Genomic DNA, 16,767 nt, shown 5'->3' with positions numbered 1-16,767 from the left:
TTTTCCCATGGTGATGATCCCAGCGACCCTGCTCCTCGAGGAACGGGCCGCGCTGGCGATGAACGCGGTGACCGGCCTGGCCGACGACGACCGGGACGGCATCCCGTTCTTCAGCGCGAACCTGTTGGCTCGCCCTGCCCGCATGGACCACGGCGACTGGGACTACGGCTCCAGCCACGGCCGGCTCACCGATGCGATCCTCCTGACCCGCCAGATGACCGGCGGCAAGGACTGGGAGCCGCGGTGGGACACCATCGCCGACCAGTACCGGCAGCGGCTGTTCGCACTGCTCGCCGAGGACGGTCTGACGTACCGGCAGGCCCATCCGAAGGGCCACTGGTTGCCCAACGCCAATCTGATCGACCAGCGAGCCACGCTGCTCGCCATGACCACCGCAGTGGTCGCAGCCGACGATCCACAGGCCCAGCGGGCCGCGGACCGGCAGGTCGCCGCGCTGAAGCGCATCGCGATCAAGGAGCGGGACGTCTGGTTCTACCCGGCCTCGGAGTACACGGCGGACGGCTGGCCGTCGTCGAACGCGATCGACCTCCACCTGGCGCCGGACCCGGCGTCCTTCTCCGGCCGGCTGATCATGCCGCTGCTGCGCTACCACCAGGCGACAGGGAATGCCGACGCGCTCGAGTTGTGCGAGTGGTTCGCCCGGCTGATCGTCGAGAAGAGCGGTGTCTTCAACGCGGACGGCAGCTTCAACCCGGCCCGTGCGTACCGCAGTGGTCACTTCCACACCCGCGTGGGCACGCTGGAAGGGCTGGCGCGGTTGGCCAGGCACACCGGCGACCACGGGCTGACCGAGTTCGTGCGGCGTAGTTACGACTGGGTGCTGGGCGAGGCGACCGGCTTCGGGTGGACTCCAGGTGACCTCGCCGACCAGCAGTACGAGCACGAGACCTGTTCACTCGTCGACCTGATCGGCCTGGGTACGACGCTGGCGGGCAGCGGACTCACGTCGTACTGGGCGGTCGTGGAGCGGTTCGTCCGTAACCACCTGGCCGCCTCGCAGCTGCAGGACGTCAGCTGGGTGGAGTCCGCGCCGGACCGGTCGCAGGACGAGCCGGGGTGGCGGACGTACGTGAACGTCGGCGAGCGGGTGCTCGGCGCCTTCTGTGGGTACGGCGCTCCGAACGACTACGTGTCCGACGTACCACTGGGTCGTGGACACACGAACGACGTCCAGGCCTGCTGTGTCGGGTCAGGCGTCCGCGGACTCTTCTGGGCGTGGAACAGCATCGTCACCGGTGACAGCCGACTGACCCGCGTGAACCTCCTGCTGAACCGCGGCCACCACACGGTCGACGTCGTCAGCCACCTGCCGGTCGAGGGCAAGGTCGAGCTGCACGTCAACGAGCCGATCGACGATCTCCGCGTGCGCATCCCCGAGTGGGCCGGGTACGCACGGCTTCGGCTGCAGCGCGGCGACGACGAGTGGACCGGCGCCGAGCGCATCTGGGCGCCGGACGGCTACCTGTCGATTCCGAAGGCCCAGCCGGGCGAGCGCGTCGTGGTGACGTTCCCGATGGTCGAGCGGACCACCACGGAGCTTGCGGCCGGCAACGAATTCCGGACCACCTGGCGCGGCGACGACGTGGTCGCGATCGACCCGCCGGGCACGTCCCGCCCGATGTACGGCGACCGCCCGGAGCACGCCGGCGGCCTGCGTGAGTTCGAGCTCCACCGACCCGAGACGGAGTGGTCCTGGTGACAACTGGCTGGGTGCTGTCCGAAGCACAGACCGTGACCGCGCTGACGGCGTACGACCTGCGATGTGAGCACCGCGTCGACCCGCTCGGGATCGGTACGGCGCGGCCGCGACTGAGCTGGCGGCTGGCCTCAGCGACCCGTGGCGACCGCCAGGACGCGTTCCGGGTGCAGGTGTTGCGCAGCGGCGTACCGGTGTGGGACAGCGGGTGGCGGAGCGAGCGGACGACGTACGTCGACCACGGTGGCGCTCCGCTGACCTCACAGACCGACTACGTGTGGCAGCTCGAGGTCCGCGACGCGGCCGGTGACGTGTCGACGGCAGAGGCGACGTTCGCCACCGGCCTGTTCCACGACGACGAGTGGGCGGCGCACTGGATCGAGCACGACTACGAGACCGACCCATACTTCGAGCCGCCGGTGGACCGCGCGGAGCCGCGGACCGTTCGGCAGGCAACCATCGCCCCACCGCGGTACTACCGCCGGTCCTTCGAGCTCACGCAACCCGTGAGGCGGGCGCGCGTCTACGCGACGGCTCACGGTCTCTACCAACTCAGTGCGAACGGGCAACGCGTCGGAAACGACGAGCTGACCCCGGGCTGGACGGACTACCGCGAGCGCGTCGCCTACCAGACGTACGACGTCACGGACCTCCTCCACGAGGGCGAGAACGTGATCGGCGCGGTGCTCGGTGAGGGCTGGTGGTCCGGGTACGTCGGGTGGGACACGCGCAGTCACGCGCACCACTACGGCAAGAAGCCGCAACTGCTCGCGCAACTGGTCGTCGACCACCCGGACGGCTCGCGCACCGTGGTGGCGACGGACGGTCGATGGGTGGAGCGCGTCGGCTCGATCCGGTTCGCCGATCTGCTGATGGGGGAGTCGCACGACGCCCGGCACGAGCTGGGTGACTGGTCGAGCCCGGGGTACGACGCCGACGGATGGGCACCGGCCGGTGACCTCGGTGGTGACGTGTCGACGGTGATCGCGACGACGACCGATCCGGTGCGCGTGACCGAGGACGTCGCGGCGATCGCCGTCACGGCGCGGGAACCCGGGCGGTTCATCGTCGACCTCGGGCAGAACCTCGCCGGCCGGGTTCGGCTCCGGGTGCGTGGCGCCCAGGCCGGCGATCGGATCCGCCTGCGCCACGGCGAGATGCTCCAGGCGGACGGCGAGCTGTACACCGCGAACCTGCGGACGGCCGACGCGACGGACTACTTCGTCAGCGCCGGCGCCGCGGAGGAGTTCTTCGAGCCGATCTTCACCGTGCACGGCTTCCGGTACGTCGAGGTCGACGGGTACCCGGGTGAGTTGACGGCCGCGGACGTGACGGGCCGGGTGCTGCACTCGGACACGCCGGTCGCGGGGCGGTTCGACTGCTCCGACTCTGGAGTCAATCAGCTGCTCAGCAACATCAGGTGGGGTCAGCGCGGCAACTTCGTCAGCGTCCCGACCGACTGTCCGCAGCGTGACGAGCGACTCGGGTGGACGGCCGATGCGCAGATCTTCCTGCCGACGGCCGCGTACCAGGCCGACGTCCTGACGTTCTTCGAGAACTGGTTCGCCGACCTCGCCGTCGCGCAGACGGACGAGGGCGCGATCCCGGATGTGATCCCGCACGTCATCACCGGTCGGCACGGGACGCCGGCCTGGGCGGACGCGGCGACGATCGTGCCGTGGACGCTCTACCGGATCTACGGTGACGAGCGGGTGCTGCGGACGGCCTGGCCGGTGATGCGGCGCTGGGTCGACTACGTGCACCGCGCCAACCCGGACCTCATCTGGCGGAATCGCACGAGCGGTCACTACGGCGACTGGCTGCAGGTCGGCGTCCAGACCGACCGCGACGTGCTCGCGACGGCGTACTTCGCGCGCAGTGTGGAGTTCACGGCCGCGACCGCTCGGGTGCTTGGGCTGGCGGACGAGGCAGCGGCGTACGGCGAGCTGCGGGACCGGATCGCGGCGGCGTTCGTCGCGGAGTTCGTCGATGCCGAGGGCAAGGTCCGTGGGGAGACCCAGACCGGGTACCTGTTGCCGCTGGCGTTCGGGTTGCTGCCGGAGCAGGCCGAACAGGCGGCGGTGAAGCATCTCGTCGCGGACCTCGAGCGGCGCGGGCGATCGCTGACCACCGGGTTCGCCGGGGTCGCGCTGCTCTGCCCGATCCTGACCAAGTACGGGTACGCCGAGTTGGCGTACGAACTGCTGCACGACGATCGCTACCCGTCCTGGGGGTACTCGATCAAGCACGGCGCCACGACGATCTGGGAGCGCTGGGACGGCTGGACCGAGGAAAACGGCTTCGGCCCGGTCGCGATGAACTCCTTCAACCACTACTCGCTCGGCTCGGTCGGCGAGTGGCTGTACGCCGACGTGGCCGGCATCAGCCAGGCACCGGACTCGATCGGCTTCCGCGACCTGATCATCCACCCGCGGCCGGGTGGGCGGCTGACCTGGGCCGAAGCGTCGTACGACACCCCGACGGGCCGGGTCTCCACCCGCTGGCAGCTGACCGACGGCGAACTCGAACTCACCGTCACGGTGCCCCCGGGCGCCGAGGCAACAATCCACATCCCCACCGCCGACCCTGACACAGTCCAAGAATCCGGCCACCCCCTGGCGGAGGCGCAGGCCGTAACCCCGCTGACCCCCACCGCCGAAGCCGCCCGCTGCAGAACCCCTTCCGGCACCTACCGCTTCACCGCCCGCGCCTAACCCGCGCGCCCAGGCACAACCCACCACCCACCACCCGGCTCCCGCGATCCAGCCGCCCGGCATTCACCCGCCCACACGCCGCCCGTCCGCCCGCGCGCCGACCTCACAGGAACGGATGACCCCGCGTGTTGGGGGTTGTGCGTTGGTATGCGAGCAGAGAACCCCTCACGCGAGGGGATAACCGTGAGCGGGGTGGCCGGCACCGCGCGGCTGGTCTTGCGGGAACGGATGACCCCGCGTGTTGGGGGTTGTGCGTTGGTATGCGAGCAGAGAACCCCTCACGCCAGGGGATAACCGTCCGCGGGCGGCTGCTGGCGGGTTGCGGCCACGGGGACTAGCGGGGTGGGCGAGCTGTGGAGGCGCGGATCGTGAGCGTGCCTTGGATGTGGGTGGTGGCGGTGGTGGGGGTGGGAGCGAAGCGTTGCCAGGCTTGGCGGCCTAGCTCGACCGTGGAGACGGCGTACGTCGTCAGGCCGGGGTCGGTGTGGGCACTCATGGGGGCGTCATCGATGCCGGCGACCGAGATGTCGGCGGGGACGGAGAGGCCGAGTTCGCGGAGGCGGCTGAGGACGCCGACGGCTACGTGGTCGTTGAAGCAGATGATCGCGGTCGGCTTGTAGGTGAGCGCCTCGTCAACCGCCTCGCGCCCGTCGACGAGCGTCGAGCCGCAGGGGACGCGGATGATGGTGAGCCCGGAGGCTTCGGGGGAGCGGAAGCCGCGTTGCCGTTGCTGGTCGGACCACGCCGCGGTCGGGCCCTGCAGATACACGATCCGCTTGTGCCCGAGCGACGCCAGGTGTTCGCACAGAGCGCGGACGCCGAGGTGGTAGTCGACCACCACGGAGCCGACCGCGGGATGACGCAGTACCCGGTTGATCAGGACCAGCCGGCGGGCGGCTTCGGCGACTTCGCGGAGGCGGGGTGTACTCATGCGTGGCGCGCACAGCAGCAGGCCGTCGACCCAGCGAGCGAGCTCGAGCGCGGAGCGGTACTCCTGTTCCGGGTCTTCTTCGGTGCCGGCCACCAGCGTGTGGTGCTCGTCTGCGGCGGCTTCGGCGGCGACGCCCTTGAGGATCTCGGCGAAGTACGGGTTGCCGAGGTCCGGTACGACGACGCCGACCGTGCGACTGCTGCCGCGCAGAAGGGTTTGGGCCGCCGGGTTCGGCCGGTAGCCGACGTCGCGGGCGGCGGCGCGGACCCGGTCGGAGACCTCGGGCGACACGGCCTTGCCGCCGCTCAGCACCCGGGACACGGTCGCGGTCGACACCTCGGCAAGGCGGGCGACGTCATGGATCGTGGCGCGGGCGGCGGTCCCGGCGCGGTCCCCGGCCGGCTCTGCTGATTTGCGCGGTCTCACCGGGCCATTGGACCACGACCAGACCGGAAATCGCTGCCGATCCGGCCGGATCCACAGGTATGTAAAGCTTTTCCCGCTTTCTCGCCGCGAGCTCTTGACGCGACCGCGGCACGCTGCGACGGTAGCCAGGAAAAGGATTACCCGCCCACCGCCCCGGGCTTCTGTGCGGCGGTCCGCGCCAGGAGACGCCGTGCGAAATCGTCTGATCAGTCTGTGTCTGGTCGTGCTGGCAGGAGCCGGCTTGCTGACCGTGTCGGCGGGCACGGCGACCGCTGCGAACCCCGCGACGTACGGCCCGTTCGACCCGCGGATCGAGCTCGACGGGCACTGGGGGCGTGACGACGACGTCGCGATCACGGTGAACTCAGGCTCCTCGGTGCGCTTCCGGTTCACCGGCTCGCACCTCGGCGCCCTGTTCGACACCGCGTCGATCACCGTCCCGGCCCAGTTGTACGTCGCGATCGACGGCGGTACGCCCGCCGTGCAGAAGGTCGACGCGGACCACAAGGTCTTCGCCGACGATCTCGACCCGACGGTCGCGCACACCGCGGAGATCGGTGTCAAGGACGTCGACGAGTACGAGAACCGCTGGAACGTCCCGCTGCAGACCGGCGTCGTGCTGAAGAAGATCGAGCTCGCTCCGGACGCCAAGCTGATCCCGCTGCCGACGACCGCGGAGCACCGCATCGAGTTCTACGGTGACTCGATCACCCAGGGCGTGATGGCGCTCTGCCCGCAGCTCGGCACCGATTGCGCGGACGGCACGAAAGCGTACCCGCACCTCGTCGGTGAAGCGTTCGGCGCGGACACCAACCAGGTCGGGTTCGGCAAGCAGGGCATTCTGCAGCCCGGCCACGGCAACGTCGGTACGGCGATCGACTCCTTCGGCTGGAACCTCGCCGGCTTCCCGGCCACACCGTCCGACCCCGGCGTGATCGTCGTCAACTTCGGCACCAACGACGCCGCCTACGACAGCGCGCAGTTCACCCCGGCGTACCGCGCCTACCTCGGCAAGATCCGCGCGACCGACCCGAACGCGCTGATCGTTGCTCTCCGCCCGTTCAACGGCACCCACGCCGAGGACATCAAGGCAGCCGTCGCCGCGGCGAAGGACCGCAAGATCGTGTACGTCGACACGACCGGCTGGCTCGGCCCGGACGACTTCAACGGAAGCACCCACCCGAACGTCCAAGGCCACCAGGTCGCTGCCACCAAACTCACCTCGGTTCTCAAGCACCTCACCGGCTGGTCCACCGGCCCGATCGGTACGCCGAAACTCGCGCCGCAAGGCCCCGAGGACGCGACCTGTTCCGACACACCCCTCAGCCTCACGTTCCAGGGACCCGTGCGACTCGGTGTCACCGGCAAGCTCCAGATCCACAAGGCGAACGGTGACGTCGTCGACACGATCGACCTCGCGAGCCTCGCGTCGTACCAGCGGACCGTCGGTGGCGCGCGGACGGACTTCGATCAGGTCCACACCTGGGCGTACCAGGCCGTCGTGGTCGACGGGCGCACGGTCACCGTCTACCCGCACCAGCGACTGGCGGCCGGGCAGGTGTATTTCGTGACGGTCGATCCAGGATTCGTGGTCGGCGACCCCGGTGTCGGCAACTGGCGGTTCCGGACGCGGCAGGACCCGGAGAGCGACGGCAACCTGACGGTCGGGCGCGGCAAGGACTTCTGCACCGTGCAGAGCGCGATCGACTTCGTTGCTGAGGGCCACAAATCGACAATTGACGTCGCCCCCGGTCGGTACCGGGAGCTCGTCTGGGTGCCGCCGACCAAGCCCGGCCTCACGATCAGTGGCGCCGGCGCCGGCAAGACCGTCATCGGTTACCCGAACAACAACCTGCTGAACGGTGACTCCGCGATGGGCAGCGTCCCGCAGGAGCAGTCGTACTGTCAGCGCCGCGTGATCCCGCAGTCGGACCGGTTCAACTGCTGGCGCTCCGCGATGGCCGTCTTCGCCGACGACTTCACGATGACGGACGTGACGGTGCAGAACCTCACGCCGTACCGCGGGTCGCAGGCCGAGGCGTTCTTCGGGAACGGGAGCCGGATGGTGCTGGCGCGGGTGCGCATCCTCGGGTACCAGGACAGCCTGCGGTTGCAGGGCCAGGCCTTCGTGACGAACAGCTACGTCGAAGGTGACGTCGACTTCGTCTGGGGGACCGGCGGCGTCTTCCTGCAGGACTCCGAGCTGAAGGCGCTGCACGAGGGCTACTACAACCAGGTCCGGAACATCGACGACGGCCCCGGCAACATCTTCGTCCGCGTCCGGCTGACCGGCGGTCCCGAGGTGCCTGACGACAGCGTGTTCCTCGCGCGGGCCGAGCTCAGCCGGTTCCCGACCAGCCAGGTGGTCTTCATCGACTCCGCGATGGGCCCGCAGGTGAAGACGACCGGCTGGCAGATCACCAGCCCCAACGACTGCGCGGCCGCCGGTCAGCTCCGGTTCTGGGAGTACCACAGCACCGACCTGGCCGGCCGCCGGCTCGACACCACCGCACGACTGGCGTGCTCCCGGCAGCTCGGCGACGAGGAGGCCGCGCGGCTGCGCGACCCGGCGTCGGTGTTCGGCGGATGGCACCCGGTTGTTCCCCGCCCCGAAAGGTGATCCAAGATGAAGAACGTCAACCGTCGGACCGTCCTCGGAGGTGCCCTCGCCGTGAGCGCGACCGGATGGCCCCTGACAGCGTCCGCCACTGACACGCCGGCCGGCGGAGTGCAGCCACATCCGGCACCGCGCCCCGTCGCACCGGTGAACGCCGAGATCGCGGCCGCCCACGCCGCGACGTACAAGACCCTGCCGCAGGTTGTCGTCGGGGTCGACGTCGAGGATCTGATGAAGATCCACACGGCGGCCGACGCCGACGCGCTGCGGCCGCAGCTCGTCGCGCAGGTGTTCAAGGACACCGGCGTGCTGCCGACCGGCCTGCCGACGGTACGGCGGGATGTCGGGGTGCCGGTTGAGCTGCCCGCGTTCACCGGCGTACGGCGGTACGACAAGCTCGAGGTGGCGATGCGGTTCGGGTACGTCTCGACCGTCTTCGTGCTGGAGCCGACCCAGAGCACGCACCGGCGGGTCGCGTTCTACCACAACGGTCATGGTGAGGGTCTGGACACGATGCAGCGGGTCGCGCAGGGATTGCTCGACCACGGATACACGGTGCTGCTGTTCGCGATGCCGTTCTACCACTGGAACCCGAAGACGCTGCAGGACCCGGCCGACCCGAGCAAGCAGCTGCAGCCGTCGCACAACGACCTGCCACAGTGGGCCTCGGACACGTACTCGCCGCTCGCGCTGTTCCTGGAGCCGCTGTCCGTGGCGATGAACTACGTGCAGGCGACGTACCGGCCGTCGTCGGTGCAGATGGTCGGGCTGTCCGGCGGCGGCTGGGCGACGACGGTGTACCCCGCCCTGGACACGCGGATCACGCGCTCGTACCCGACGGCCGGGTCGCTGCCGTTCTTCGTGCGGCCGGGGTCGCCGAAGCCGAGCCCGACGCGCGGTGACTGGGAGCAGCGACTGGACATGCAGCCCGGGTTCTACGGGCCGGCGGATTTCCCGGACTTCTACGCGCTGGCGTCGGTCGGGAAGAACCGCCGGCAGATGCAGATCCTCAACCGGTTCGACGACTGCTGTTTCAACGGCGTCGGGCATCGGTCGTACGAGGCGGTGGTACGGCAGCGGATCGCGGTGATCGGGACGGATGCGGTCAGCAACGAGTCGAACGGGCACTGGGAGCTGCTCGAGGACGCCACCCATCAGGAGCACACGATCAGCCCGTACGCGCTGTCGGTGATCCTGTGGGACCTCGACGTACACTGCGCGCACCTGCCGTGACGATCAGCGGATCTGGTGGACGTCCTTCACCGGATGCCCGTTGACCGTGACGCCGTCGAAGCTCAGCGCCGTGTGCTGCACGGTGCTGGGCTGGGCGACCGTGAAGTCACAGTCCACCAGACGGAAGTCCTCGATCCGTGAGCGACGGTAACCGCGGAGCAGCAGCGCGTTCCGGGCCTGCTCGACCTTGACGTCGCGCAGTTCGACGTTGCGGACCCGCGGGGTGAGCGGGCCGGTGTCGCCCTCGCCGCGATGGAAGTTGCACTGGACAACTTCCTTCAGCACGTTCGTGACGGTGACGTCGCGGAGATACACGTTCTCCACGAATCCGCCGCGCACCGAGTTCGTCTTGATGTACAGGGCGAAGTACGGACCGCCGATCCGGCAGTTGCGCACGTAGACGTTCCGGATCCCGCCGGTCAGGTCCGAGCCGAGCGTGATCGCGCCGTACTTGACCCGCAGCTCGCAGTCCTCGATCAGCACGTCCTCCGTGGGTACGTCGACCCGCAGACCGTCGGCCTCGCGCCCGGACTTGAGCGCGATGCAGTCGTCGCCGGCGTCGATCACGCACCCGCTGACCACGACCGAACGGCACGACTCGAGGTCGATGCCGTCGTTGTTCGGGCCCTGGGAGTCGATCACGACGTCGCGGATGGTGACGTTGCGGCACAGCACCGGATGGATCTGCCAGAACGGCGAGCGGACGACGGTGACGCCCTCGATCAGCACGTTCGTGCAGTTGAACGGCTGGACGAAGCTCGAGCGCAGCCGCCGGCCGGCGATGCGGTCCGCGAGTGGTACGCCGAAGAAGCTCTGCTCCCGCAGGACCTTGAACTCCTCGTCGCACTCGTGGAACCACTGCCACCAGCTGTCCCACGAGCCCTGCCCGTCGAGCGTGCCGGTCCCGGTGATCGCGATGTCGGTGCAGCCGTCCGCGTAGATCATCGGGGAGTGGTTGAGGACTTCGAGCCCCTCGTAGCGGGTCTCGACCACCGGGAGGTAGTCCGCCGGATCGGTACTGAAGAGGAGCGTCGCACCCTCGGAGACATGGAGTTCGACAGACGATCGCAGGCGGATCGCGCCGGTATGCCAAGAACCCGGAGGCACGACGACACGGCCACCACCGGACGCGTTGCACGCTTCGACGGCGGCCGCGATCCCTGGACCGGCGTCGGCCGAGGTCGCGCCGTACGACGTGATCGGGAAGTCGACGGCGGGGAAGACAGGTGGCCGGACGTCGGCCCGGATACGGTCGGCGTCCGGCCAGCCGGGCGTATCCGTCACGTGAGCTGGCTCGCGTCGGTGATGACCTTGCCGTTGACGGTGAAGTTCCGGAACGTCAGGTCGGTGTCCTGGATCGAGCTGGCCGCGTCGATGCTGGTGTACGTGCAGTCGATCAGCCGGAAGTCCTGGATCGGTGAGCGCGGGTACCCGAAGATCGAGAACGCGTTCCGGGCGTGCCCGACGTTGACGTTCCGGAGCTCGACGTTCCGCACCCGCGGCGTCAGCGGCCCGACGTCACCCTCGCTGCGGTAGAAGTTGCAGGACACGACTTCCTTCGTGAGGTTCGAGATCTCCAGGTCACGGAGGTAGATGTTCTCCGCGAACCCGCCGCGCACCGAGTTCGTCTTGATGTACAGGCCGAAGTACAGGTTCGGGCTGCCGATCGTGCAGTTGCGGACGAACACGTTCCGGACACCGCCGGTCATCTCGCTGCCGATGGTGATCGCGCCGTACCGGATGTTCAGCGTGCAGTTCTCGATCAGGATGTTCTCCGACGGCACGTTGATCCGCAGGCCGTCGGCGCCGCGCCCGGACTTGATCGCGATGCAGTCGTCGCCGCAGTCCAGCGTGCAGTCCTGGATGTGCACGTACTGCGAGCTCTCGGGATCGATGCCGTCGTTGTTCGGCCCGCGGCTGTCGATGTGGATCCCGCGGACGGTGATGTTGCGGGACAGCACCGGGTGGATCTCCCAGAACGGCGACCGCAGGATCGTGACGTCCTCGATCAGCACGTTGCGGCAGGACTGGGTCTCGATGAACGCCGCACGCAGGTGGTGCCCGGCGCCGAATACTCGCTCGGTCACCGGTACGCCGTCGGCCGCCATCTGCTGCAGCGCCTGCGCGTCCGGGCCGGACGGGGTGACCCAGGACCACCAGTTGTCCCAGGTCGCGCCGCCGTCGAGGGTCCCGGAGCCGGTGACGGCGATGTTCTCGCAGTCGCGGGCGTAGATGAGCGGCGAGTAGTTCATGCACTCGGCGCCTTCGAACCGGGTCAGCACGACCGGGAGGAAGTCGTCGGGATTCGTGCTGAACAGCAGCGTCGCGCCGGCCGAGACGAACAGGTTGACGTTCGACTCGAGGTGGATCGCGCCGGTCAGGAAGGTTCCCGCCGGTACGACGACCCGCCCGCCGCCGGCGCGGTGACACGCGTCGATGGCCTTCGCGATCGCGTCGGTCGCCAGGGTCTTGCCGTCGGCGACCGCGCCGAAGCTGGTGATGGAGAAGTCGCGCGGGCGGAACTGCGGTGGGCGGGTGTTCGCGAGGATGTCACCGACCTTGCCCCAGCCCGGACCCGGATCGCCTGGCGCGGCCTCGGCCCAGGCGGTTTCGGCCGAGGTGACCGCCGAGGCGGTTTCGGGGAGCAGGGACGCGGCGGTCGGGGCGAGGGCGGCGCCGGCGCCGAGGCGCAGGAAGTTCTTGCGGCTCAGGTGGTCCATGACAGGCTCCTTCAGTTGTCGACGCGCGCGCCGTTGATCCAGACCTGGTCCAGGCGCAGACCCTCGACGTTCTGGATCACGTTGTCGTCGGTGATCGCGTCGAAGCGGCACTGGTGCAGCTGGATGTCGCGCAGCGGGTCGTCGGCGAGGCCGAGCAGGTTCAGGGCGCGTGGCGCGGACGCCACGGTGAGCTGGCTGATCGTGATGCCGTGCACGTCCGGCGGGTACGGGCCGGTCGTGACGTTGGCGTAGTTGAGCACGATCTCGATCGCCGAGTCCGCGGCCTGCCCGACCGTGACCCGGCGTACGTCGATGTTCGCGATCGTGCCGCCGCGGTCCGGGTTGGACTTGATCCGGATCGCCCGCTCGAGGTGCGGACTGCTCATCGTGCAGTCCCGGACGAAGATGTCCGTCACACCGCCGCTGGTCTCGCTGCCGGCCGTCACGCCGCCGTTCCCGTCGGCCATCTCGCAGTTCCGCACGACGGCGTACCGCGCGGGAACGTTCACCCGGCGGCCGTCCGCATCCTTGCCGGACTTGAACGCGATGCAGTCGTCACCGGTCGAGATCGTGCAGTTCTCGATCAGCACGTCGGTGCACGACTCCGGGTCGATGCCGTCGTTGTTCGGCCCGTCCGGGCTGTCGACGGTGACACCGCGGATCGTGACGTTTCGGCACAGCACCGGGTGGATGTTCCACATCGGCGAGTCCTTCACGGTCACACCGTCGAGCAGCACGTTCTCGCAGCGGTTGAACTGGAGCAGGTTCGGCCGCAGGTAGTGTCCGTCACCGAACACCCGCTCCTCGACCGGCACACCCGACGCGGCCATCTGGATCAGCAGCGTCTTGTCGGGGCCTTCGTTCGGCGGCGGTCCGCCGGTCCAGTCCCACCAGTGCGTCGCATCGGCCCTGCCGTCGAGCACTCCGGCGCCTGTGACCGCGATGTCGCGCTGACCGTACGCGTACACGAAAGCGGAGTAGTTGTAGCACTCCGTCCCCTCGTACCGCGTCGGCACGACCGGCAGGTACGCCGACGGCTCCTGACTGAACGCCAGCCGCGCACCGTCCTCGAGATGCAGGTCGACCTGGCTCAGCAGGTGTACCGCGCCAGTCCGGTAGTCACCCGCCGGTACGACGACATGCCCGCCGCCACGCCGGTGACAGGTCTCGATCGCTGCGCGGATGGCCGCCGTACAGTCCGTCGCGTCGTCGCCGACGGCACCGAAGTCGGTGATGTCGAACCAGCGGTCCGGGAACCGTGGCGGTGTGATCCGGCGGAGGATCGCTGCCACTTGCGCATCCGGGGCGGCGCTCGGAGCGGGGCCTGTCGCAGGGTCCGGTTCAGCGCCCGGCGCAGGGCCGGCGGCGGCCGGGGCGGTGCCGCCGCCGATCAGGGCGAGCGCTCCGCCGGCGAACAGGACAGTACGGCGACGAACAGGGGCGGTCATCCGCGACCTCCTAGCGTGCAAACGATTGCAACCGATCGTGCCCGCCGTGCGCCGGTGTGTCAACGGCTGATGCGGGCGAACTCTTGACCGGCCCGGAATCTCTTGGATACTTGCGGGCAAAGGTTTACCCAATCGTCCTCAGGAAGGGGCCCCGCCCATGCGTCCCAGCCGTCGTCTCCTGCTCGGTGCCGGCCTCGGTGGAGTGGTTGCTGCAGGCATCGGCCTGCCGGCGGCCGCCGATCCGGGTGCTGAAGGTTTGGTGCGGTCCCGGATCCGGCCGCCGCGGTTCCGCGACGCCTGGTTCCCGATCACCGCGTACGGCGCCACGCCCGACGACGCGACCGCTGGGATCGCGGCTGCGGTCGCTGCCTGCCACGACGCCGGCGGCGGGCATGTCGTCGTACCGGCCGGGCTGTGGCAGACCGGTGCGATCAACCTGCTGAGTCACGTCGATCTGCACCTGGAGGAGGGGGCGACGCTGCGGTTCAGCACCGACCCCGCGGCGTACCTGCCGGTGGTGCGAACGCGCTGGCAGAGCGTGGAGGTGTACAACTACTCCTCGCTGATCCGCGCCGAGGGCCAGACCGACATCGGCATCACCGGCAAGGGCGTGCTCGACGGTGCCGGCGACAACGAGCACTGGTGGTACCTCATCGGCAGCGGTCAGTACGGCTGGCACTCCGGTCTGCCGAACCAGCGCGCCGACTGGGCCGAACTCGAACGTCTGAACAACGAGCAGGTCCCGGTCGAGCAGCGGGTGTTCGGCGAGGGGCACTACCTGCGCCCGAGCTTCATCCAGCCGTTCCGCTGCACGAACGTGCTGATCGAGGGTGTGACCGTCAAGGACTCGCCGATGTGGACGATCCACCCGCTCGAGTGCCGCAACGTCACCGTGCAGGGCGTGACCGTGCACAACCTCGGCCCGAACGGTGACGGCTGCGACCCGGAGTCCTGCACCGACGTGCTGATCCGGGACTGCACCTTCGCGACGCACGACGACTGCATCGCGATCAAGTCCGGCCGGGACGCCGACGGCCGCCGGCTCGGACTGCCGTCGAAGGGGATCATCGTCGAGGACTGCACGTTCGTCAGCGGCGGTGCTGCGGTCGCGGTCGGCAGCGAGTTGAGCGGCGGTGTCGAGGACGTGTTCGTCCGCCGGTTGCGCGCGCCGGCCGACCCGGTGGCGGAGGAGGCGTACCTGCAGTGGCTGCTGTGTGTGAAGTCCACGTCGACACGCGGTGGCTATGTGCACAATGTCGATGTCCGCGACGTGGATTCGGGCGCCTGGATGTATCGTCCTTTGGAAATCACCTTCAGCTACCAGGGTGGTGGCGACCAGACGTTGTTCCCCGATGTGCGCGACATCCGTTTCGACCGGGTCCGGGTGGCCCGGGCCGAGCGGGCGTACCGCGTCGTGGGGGCGGAGACGCAGCATATTCGGGCCGTGGCGATCACCAACAGCCGGTTCGACGAGGTGGCGGCGGAAGCTGTCGTACAGTACGCCGACGACGTCACGGTCCGGAACGTGCGGATCGGCCAGACCTAGAGAAAATCGGGCTTAGGGGACGACAGTGGCGGAACGCGTTCGGTTGATCGACGTGGCGAAGCAGGCCGGCACCTCGGTCTCCACGGTGTCGCGAGCGCTGAACGGGTCCGACCTGATCTCGCCCGAGGTGGTCGCGCATGTGCGGGCCGTGGCCGGCCAGCTCGGGTACCGGGCGGACAAGCGCGCGCAGGAGTTCAAACTCGGCCGTCCGCTGACGGTCGGCGTCACGGTGCCCGACCTCACGAACCCGTTCTTCTCCGAGGTGCTGAAGGGGCTGAACGCGGCGGCGCGGGCGGGTGGTTACCGGCTGCTGATCGGTGAGAGCAGCGAGGATCCGGCGGAGGAGCTGCGGCTCGTCGACGAGCTCGTCGACTACTCAGGCGCGCTGGTGCTCTGCAGTTCGCGGCTCACCCGCGCCGGTCTGGAGAAGGCGCTCGCGCAGCCGGTGCCGGTGGTGTGCATCAACCGCACCGTGAAGAACGCGGGTGTGGTCGCGATCGACTACCGCGCCGCGAGCCGCCTGCTGCTGGAACACCTCACCGGTCTAGGCCACCGACGGGTGTTGTACGTCGGTGGTCCCGCGACCTCCTGGTCCGACGGCGAGCGGCGCCGGACCTTGCGGCGTACCGCGCGCTCGCTCGATGTCACGCTCGACGAGATCGACGGCGGCTGGTCCGGGAACCACGGGTACGATGCCGGGCCGACCGTGCTGCGCAGCCGGGCGACCGCCGTCATCACGTTCAACGACCTGGTGGGGATCGGACTGCTGAGCTGGATGTACGACAACGGCGTCGAGGTGCCGGCCGAGCTGTCGGTCGCGTCGTACGACGACATCCCGATCGCGGCGTACTCGCGGCCGCCGTTGACCTCCTTGCGGAACGAGCGCGCGAGGCTGGGCGAGCTGGCGTGGGAGCAGCTCACCGCGCGGCTCGGTGGTGCGGAGTGGCCGGCGCCCGATCTGCTCACACCGGAGCTGGTGCTGCGGGCGAGCACCGGGCCGGTCCGACGACGCGCACGCATCCGCGCCAGCTGAAGCCGCACACCAAAGAACCCACGCCGGCCACCCCGCGCCCCGACTCCACCACGAGCAGGTGTCCGCTTGTCTCCGCCATGAGCGGGTGTGCGCGTGTCTCGACCACGAGCGGGCGTGCGCCTCTACCACGAGAGGCCGTGCATCTGTCTCGACCACGAGCGGGTGTGCGCGGGTCTCGACCGCGAGCGGGTGTGCGCGTGTCTCCACCACCAACGGCCGTGCACCTGTCTCCACCACGAGCGGGTGTGTGCCTGTCTCCACCGCGAGCGGGCGTCCACCTCTCCACCACGAGCGGGCGTGCACCTCTCCACCACCAACGGAGCTGACTCGCGGTGAGAAGTCTCTGCGTGCAAACGATTGCACGAGTGATGTGGTGTCGGTT

Annotated in this window: 10 protein-coding genes; 6 read left to right on the top strand and 4 right to left on the bottom strand. The window is 69.2% G+C overall.

The window, feature by feature from the left end; genetic code table 11:
* Positions 1-7 precede the first annotated feature (7 nt).
* Positions 8-1,720, top strand: a complete 1,713-nt coding sequence (locus tag ACFYRH_RS21575; protein WP_387777822.1) for a hypothetical protein — start codon at positions 8-10, stop codon at positions 1,718-1,720.
* On the top strand, positions 1,717-4,431 hold the full coding sequence (locus tag ACFYRH_RS21570) for a family 78 glycoside hydrolase catalytic domain (protein WP_387777819.1): 2,715 nt from the start codon (positions 1,717-1,719) through the stop codon (positions 4,429-4,431). Before ACFYRH_RS21575 ends, ACFYRH_RS21570 begins: the two co-directional genes overlap by 4 nt.
* A gap of 334 nt (positions 4,432-4,765) precedes the next feature.
* Here the strand turns inward: ACFYRH_RS21570 and ACFYRH_RS21565 are convergent, their stop codons facing one another.
* Positions 4,766-5,788 (bottom strand): LacI family DNA-binding transcriptional regulator, encoded by a 1,023-nt coding sequence (locus ACFYRH_RS21565; protein WP_387777816.1) that lies wholly within the window; start codon positions 5,786-5,788, stop codon positions 4,766-4,768.
* 190 nt (positions 5,789-5,978) lie between these two features.
* Here ACFYRH_RS21565 and ACFYRH_RS21560 point away from each other — a divergent pair, with 190 nt between their 5' ends.
* Entirely contained in the window at positions 5,979-8,408 is a 2,430-nt protein-coding gene (locus ACFYRH_RS21560; RefSeq protein ID WP_387777813.1) for a pectinesterase family protein, read from the top strand.
* Between the two features lie 6 nt (positions 8,409-8,414).
* A complete protein-coding gene (locus ACFYRH_RS21555) occupies positions 8,415-9,638 on the top strand; it encodes a hypothetical protein (protein ID WP_387777810.1) in 1,224 nt (407 codons plus the stop codon).
* A gap of 3 nt (positions 9,639-9,641) precedes the next feature.
* Here ACFYRH_RS21555 and ACFYRH_RS21550 read toward each other — a convergent pair whose 3' ends face one another.
* Genes ACFYRH_RS21550 through ACFYRH_RS21540 form a run of 3 tightly spaced genes read right to left on the bottom strand, consistent with a single transcriptional unit; the run spans position 9,642 to position 13,806 of the window.
* Positions 9,642-10,922 carry a glycoside hydrolase family 28 protein gene (locus ACFYRH_RS21550; RefSeq protein ID WP_387777807.1) on the bottom strand — a complete coding sequence of 427 codons (1,281 nt, stop codon included), beginning with the start codon at positions 10,920-10,922 and terminating at the stop codon, positions 9,642-9,644.
* Complete coding sequence (locus ACFYRH_RS21545; protein ID WP_387777804.1) at positions 10,919-12,358, bottom strand: glycoside hydrolase family 28 protein; 1,440 nt, start codon at positions 12,356-12,358, stop codon at positions 10,919-10,921. Before ACFYRH_RS21545 ends, ACFYRH_RS21550 begins: the two co-directional genes overlap by 4 nt.
* Positions 12,359-12,369: 11 nt before the next feature.
* On the bottom strand, positions 12,370-13,806 hold the full coding sequence (locus tag ACFYRH_RS21540) for a glycoside hydrolase family 28 protein (protein WP_387777801.1): 1,437 nt from the start codon (positions 13,804-13,806) through the stop codon (positions 12,370-12,372).
* 157 nt (positions 13,807-13,963) lie between these two features.
* Between ACFYRH_RS21540 and ACFYRH_RS21535 the strand changes: the two genes are divergently transcribed.
* Positions 13,964-15,352, top strand: a complete 1,389-nt coding sequence (locus ACFYRH_RS21535) for a glycoside hydrolase family 28 protein (RefSeq protein ID WP_387777798.1) — start codon at positions 13,964-13,966, stop codon at positions 15,350-15,352.
* Positions 15,353-15,377: 25 nt separating this feature from the next.
* Entirely contained in the window at positions 15,378-16,385 is a 1,008-nt protein-coding gene (locus ACFYRH_RS21530) for a LacI family DNA-binding transcriptional regulator (protein WP_387777795.1), read from the top strand.
* Positions 16,386-16,767: the final 382 nt, after the last annotated feature.

Origin of the sequence: Kribbella sp. NPDC004875, assembly GCF_042873375.1 — a bacterium.
Classification (GTDB): domain Bacteria; phylum Actinomycetota; class Actinomycetes; order Propionibacteriales; family Kribbellaceae; genus Kribbella.
The sequence above is the reverse complement of the archived record's forward strand: the minus strand, read 5'-3'. Positions and strand labels throughout refer to the sequence as shown.

Coding starts and splice junctions, on each gene's coding strand:
- ACFYRH_RS21575 (WP_387777822.1), top strand. CDS start 8: ATGGTGATGATCCCAGCGACCCTGCTCCTCGAGGAACGGGCCGCGCTG.
- ACFYRH_RS21555 (WP_387777810.1), top strand. CDS start 8,415: ATGAAGAACGTCAACCGTCGGACCGTCCTCGGAGGTGCCCTCGCCGTG.
- ACFYRH_RS21545 (WP_387777804.1), bottom strand. CDS start 12,358: ATGGACCACCTGAGCCGCAAGAACTTCCTGCGCCTCGGCGCCGGCGCC.
- ACFYRH_RS21540 (WP_387777801.1), bottom strand. CDS start 13,806: ATGACCGCCCCTGTTCGTCGCCGTACTGTCCTGTTCGCCGGCGGAGCG.
- ACFYRH_RS21535 (WP_387777798.1), top strand. CDS start 13,964: ATGCGTCCCAGCCGTCGTCTCCTGCTCGGTGCCGGCCTCGGTGGAGTG.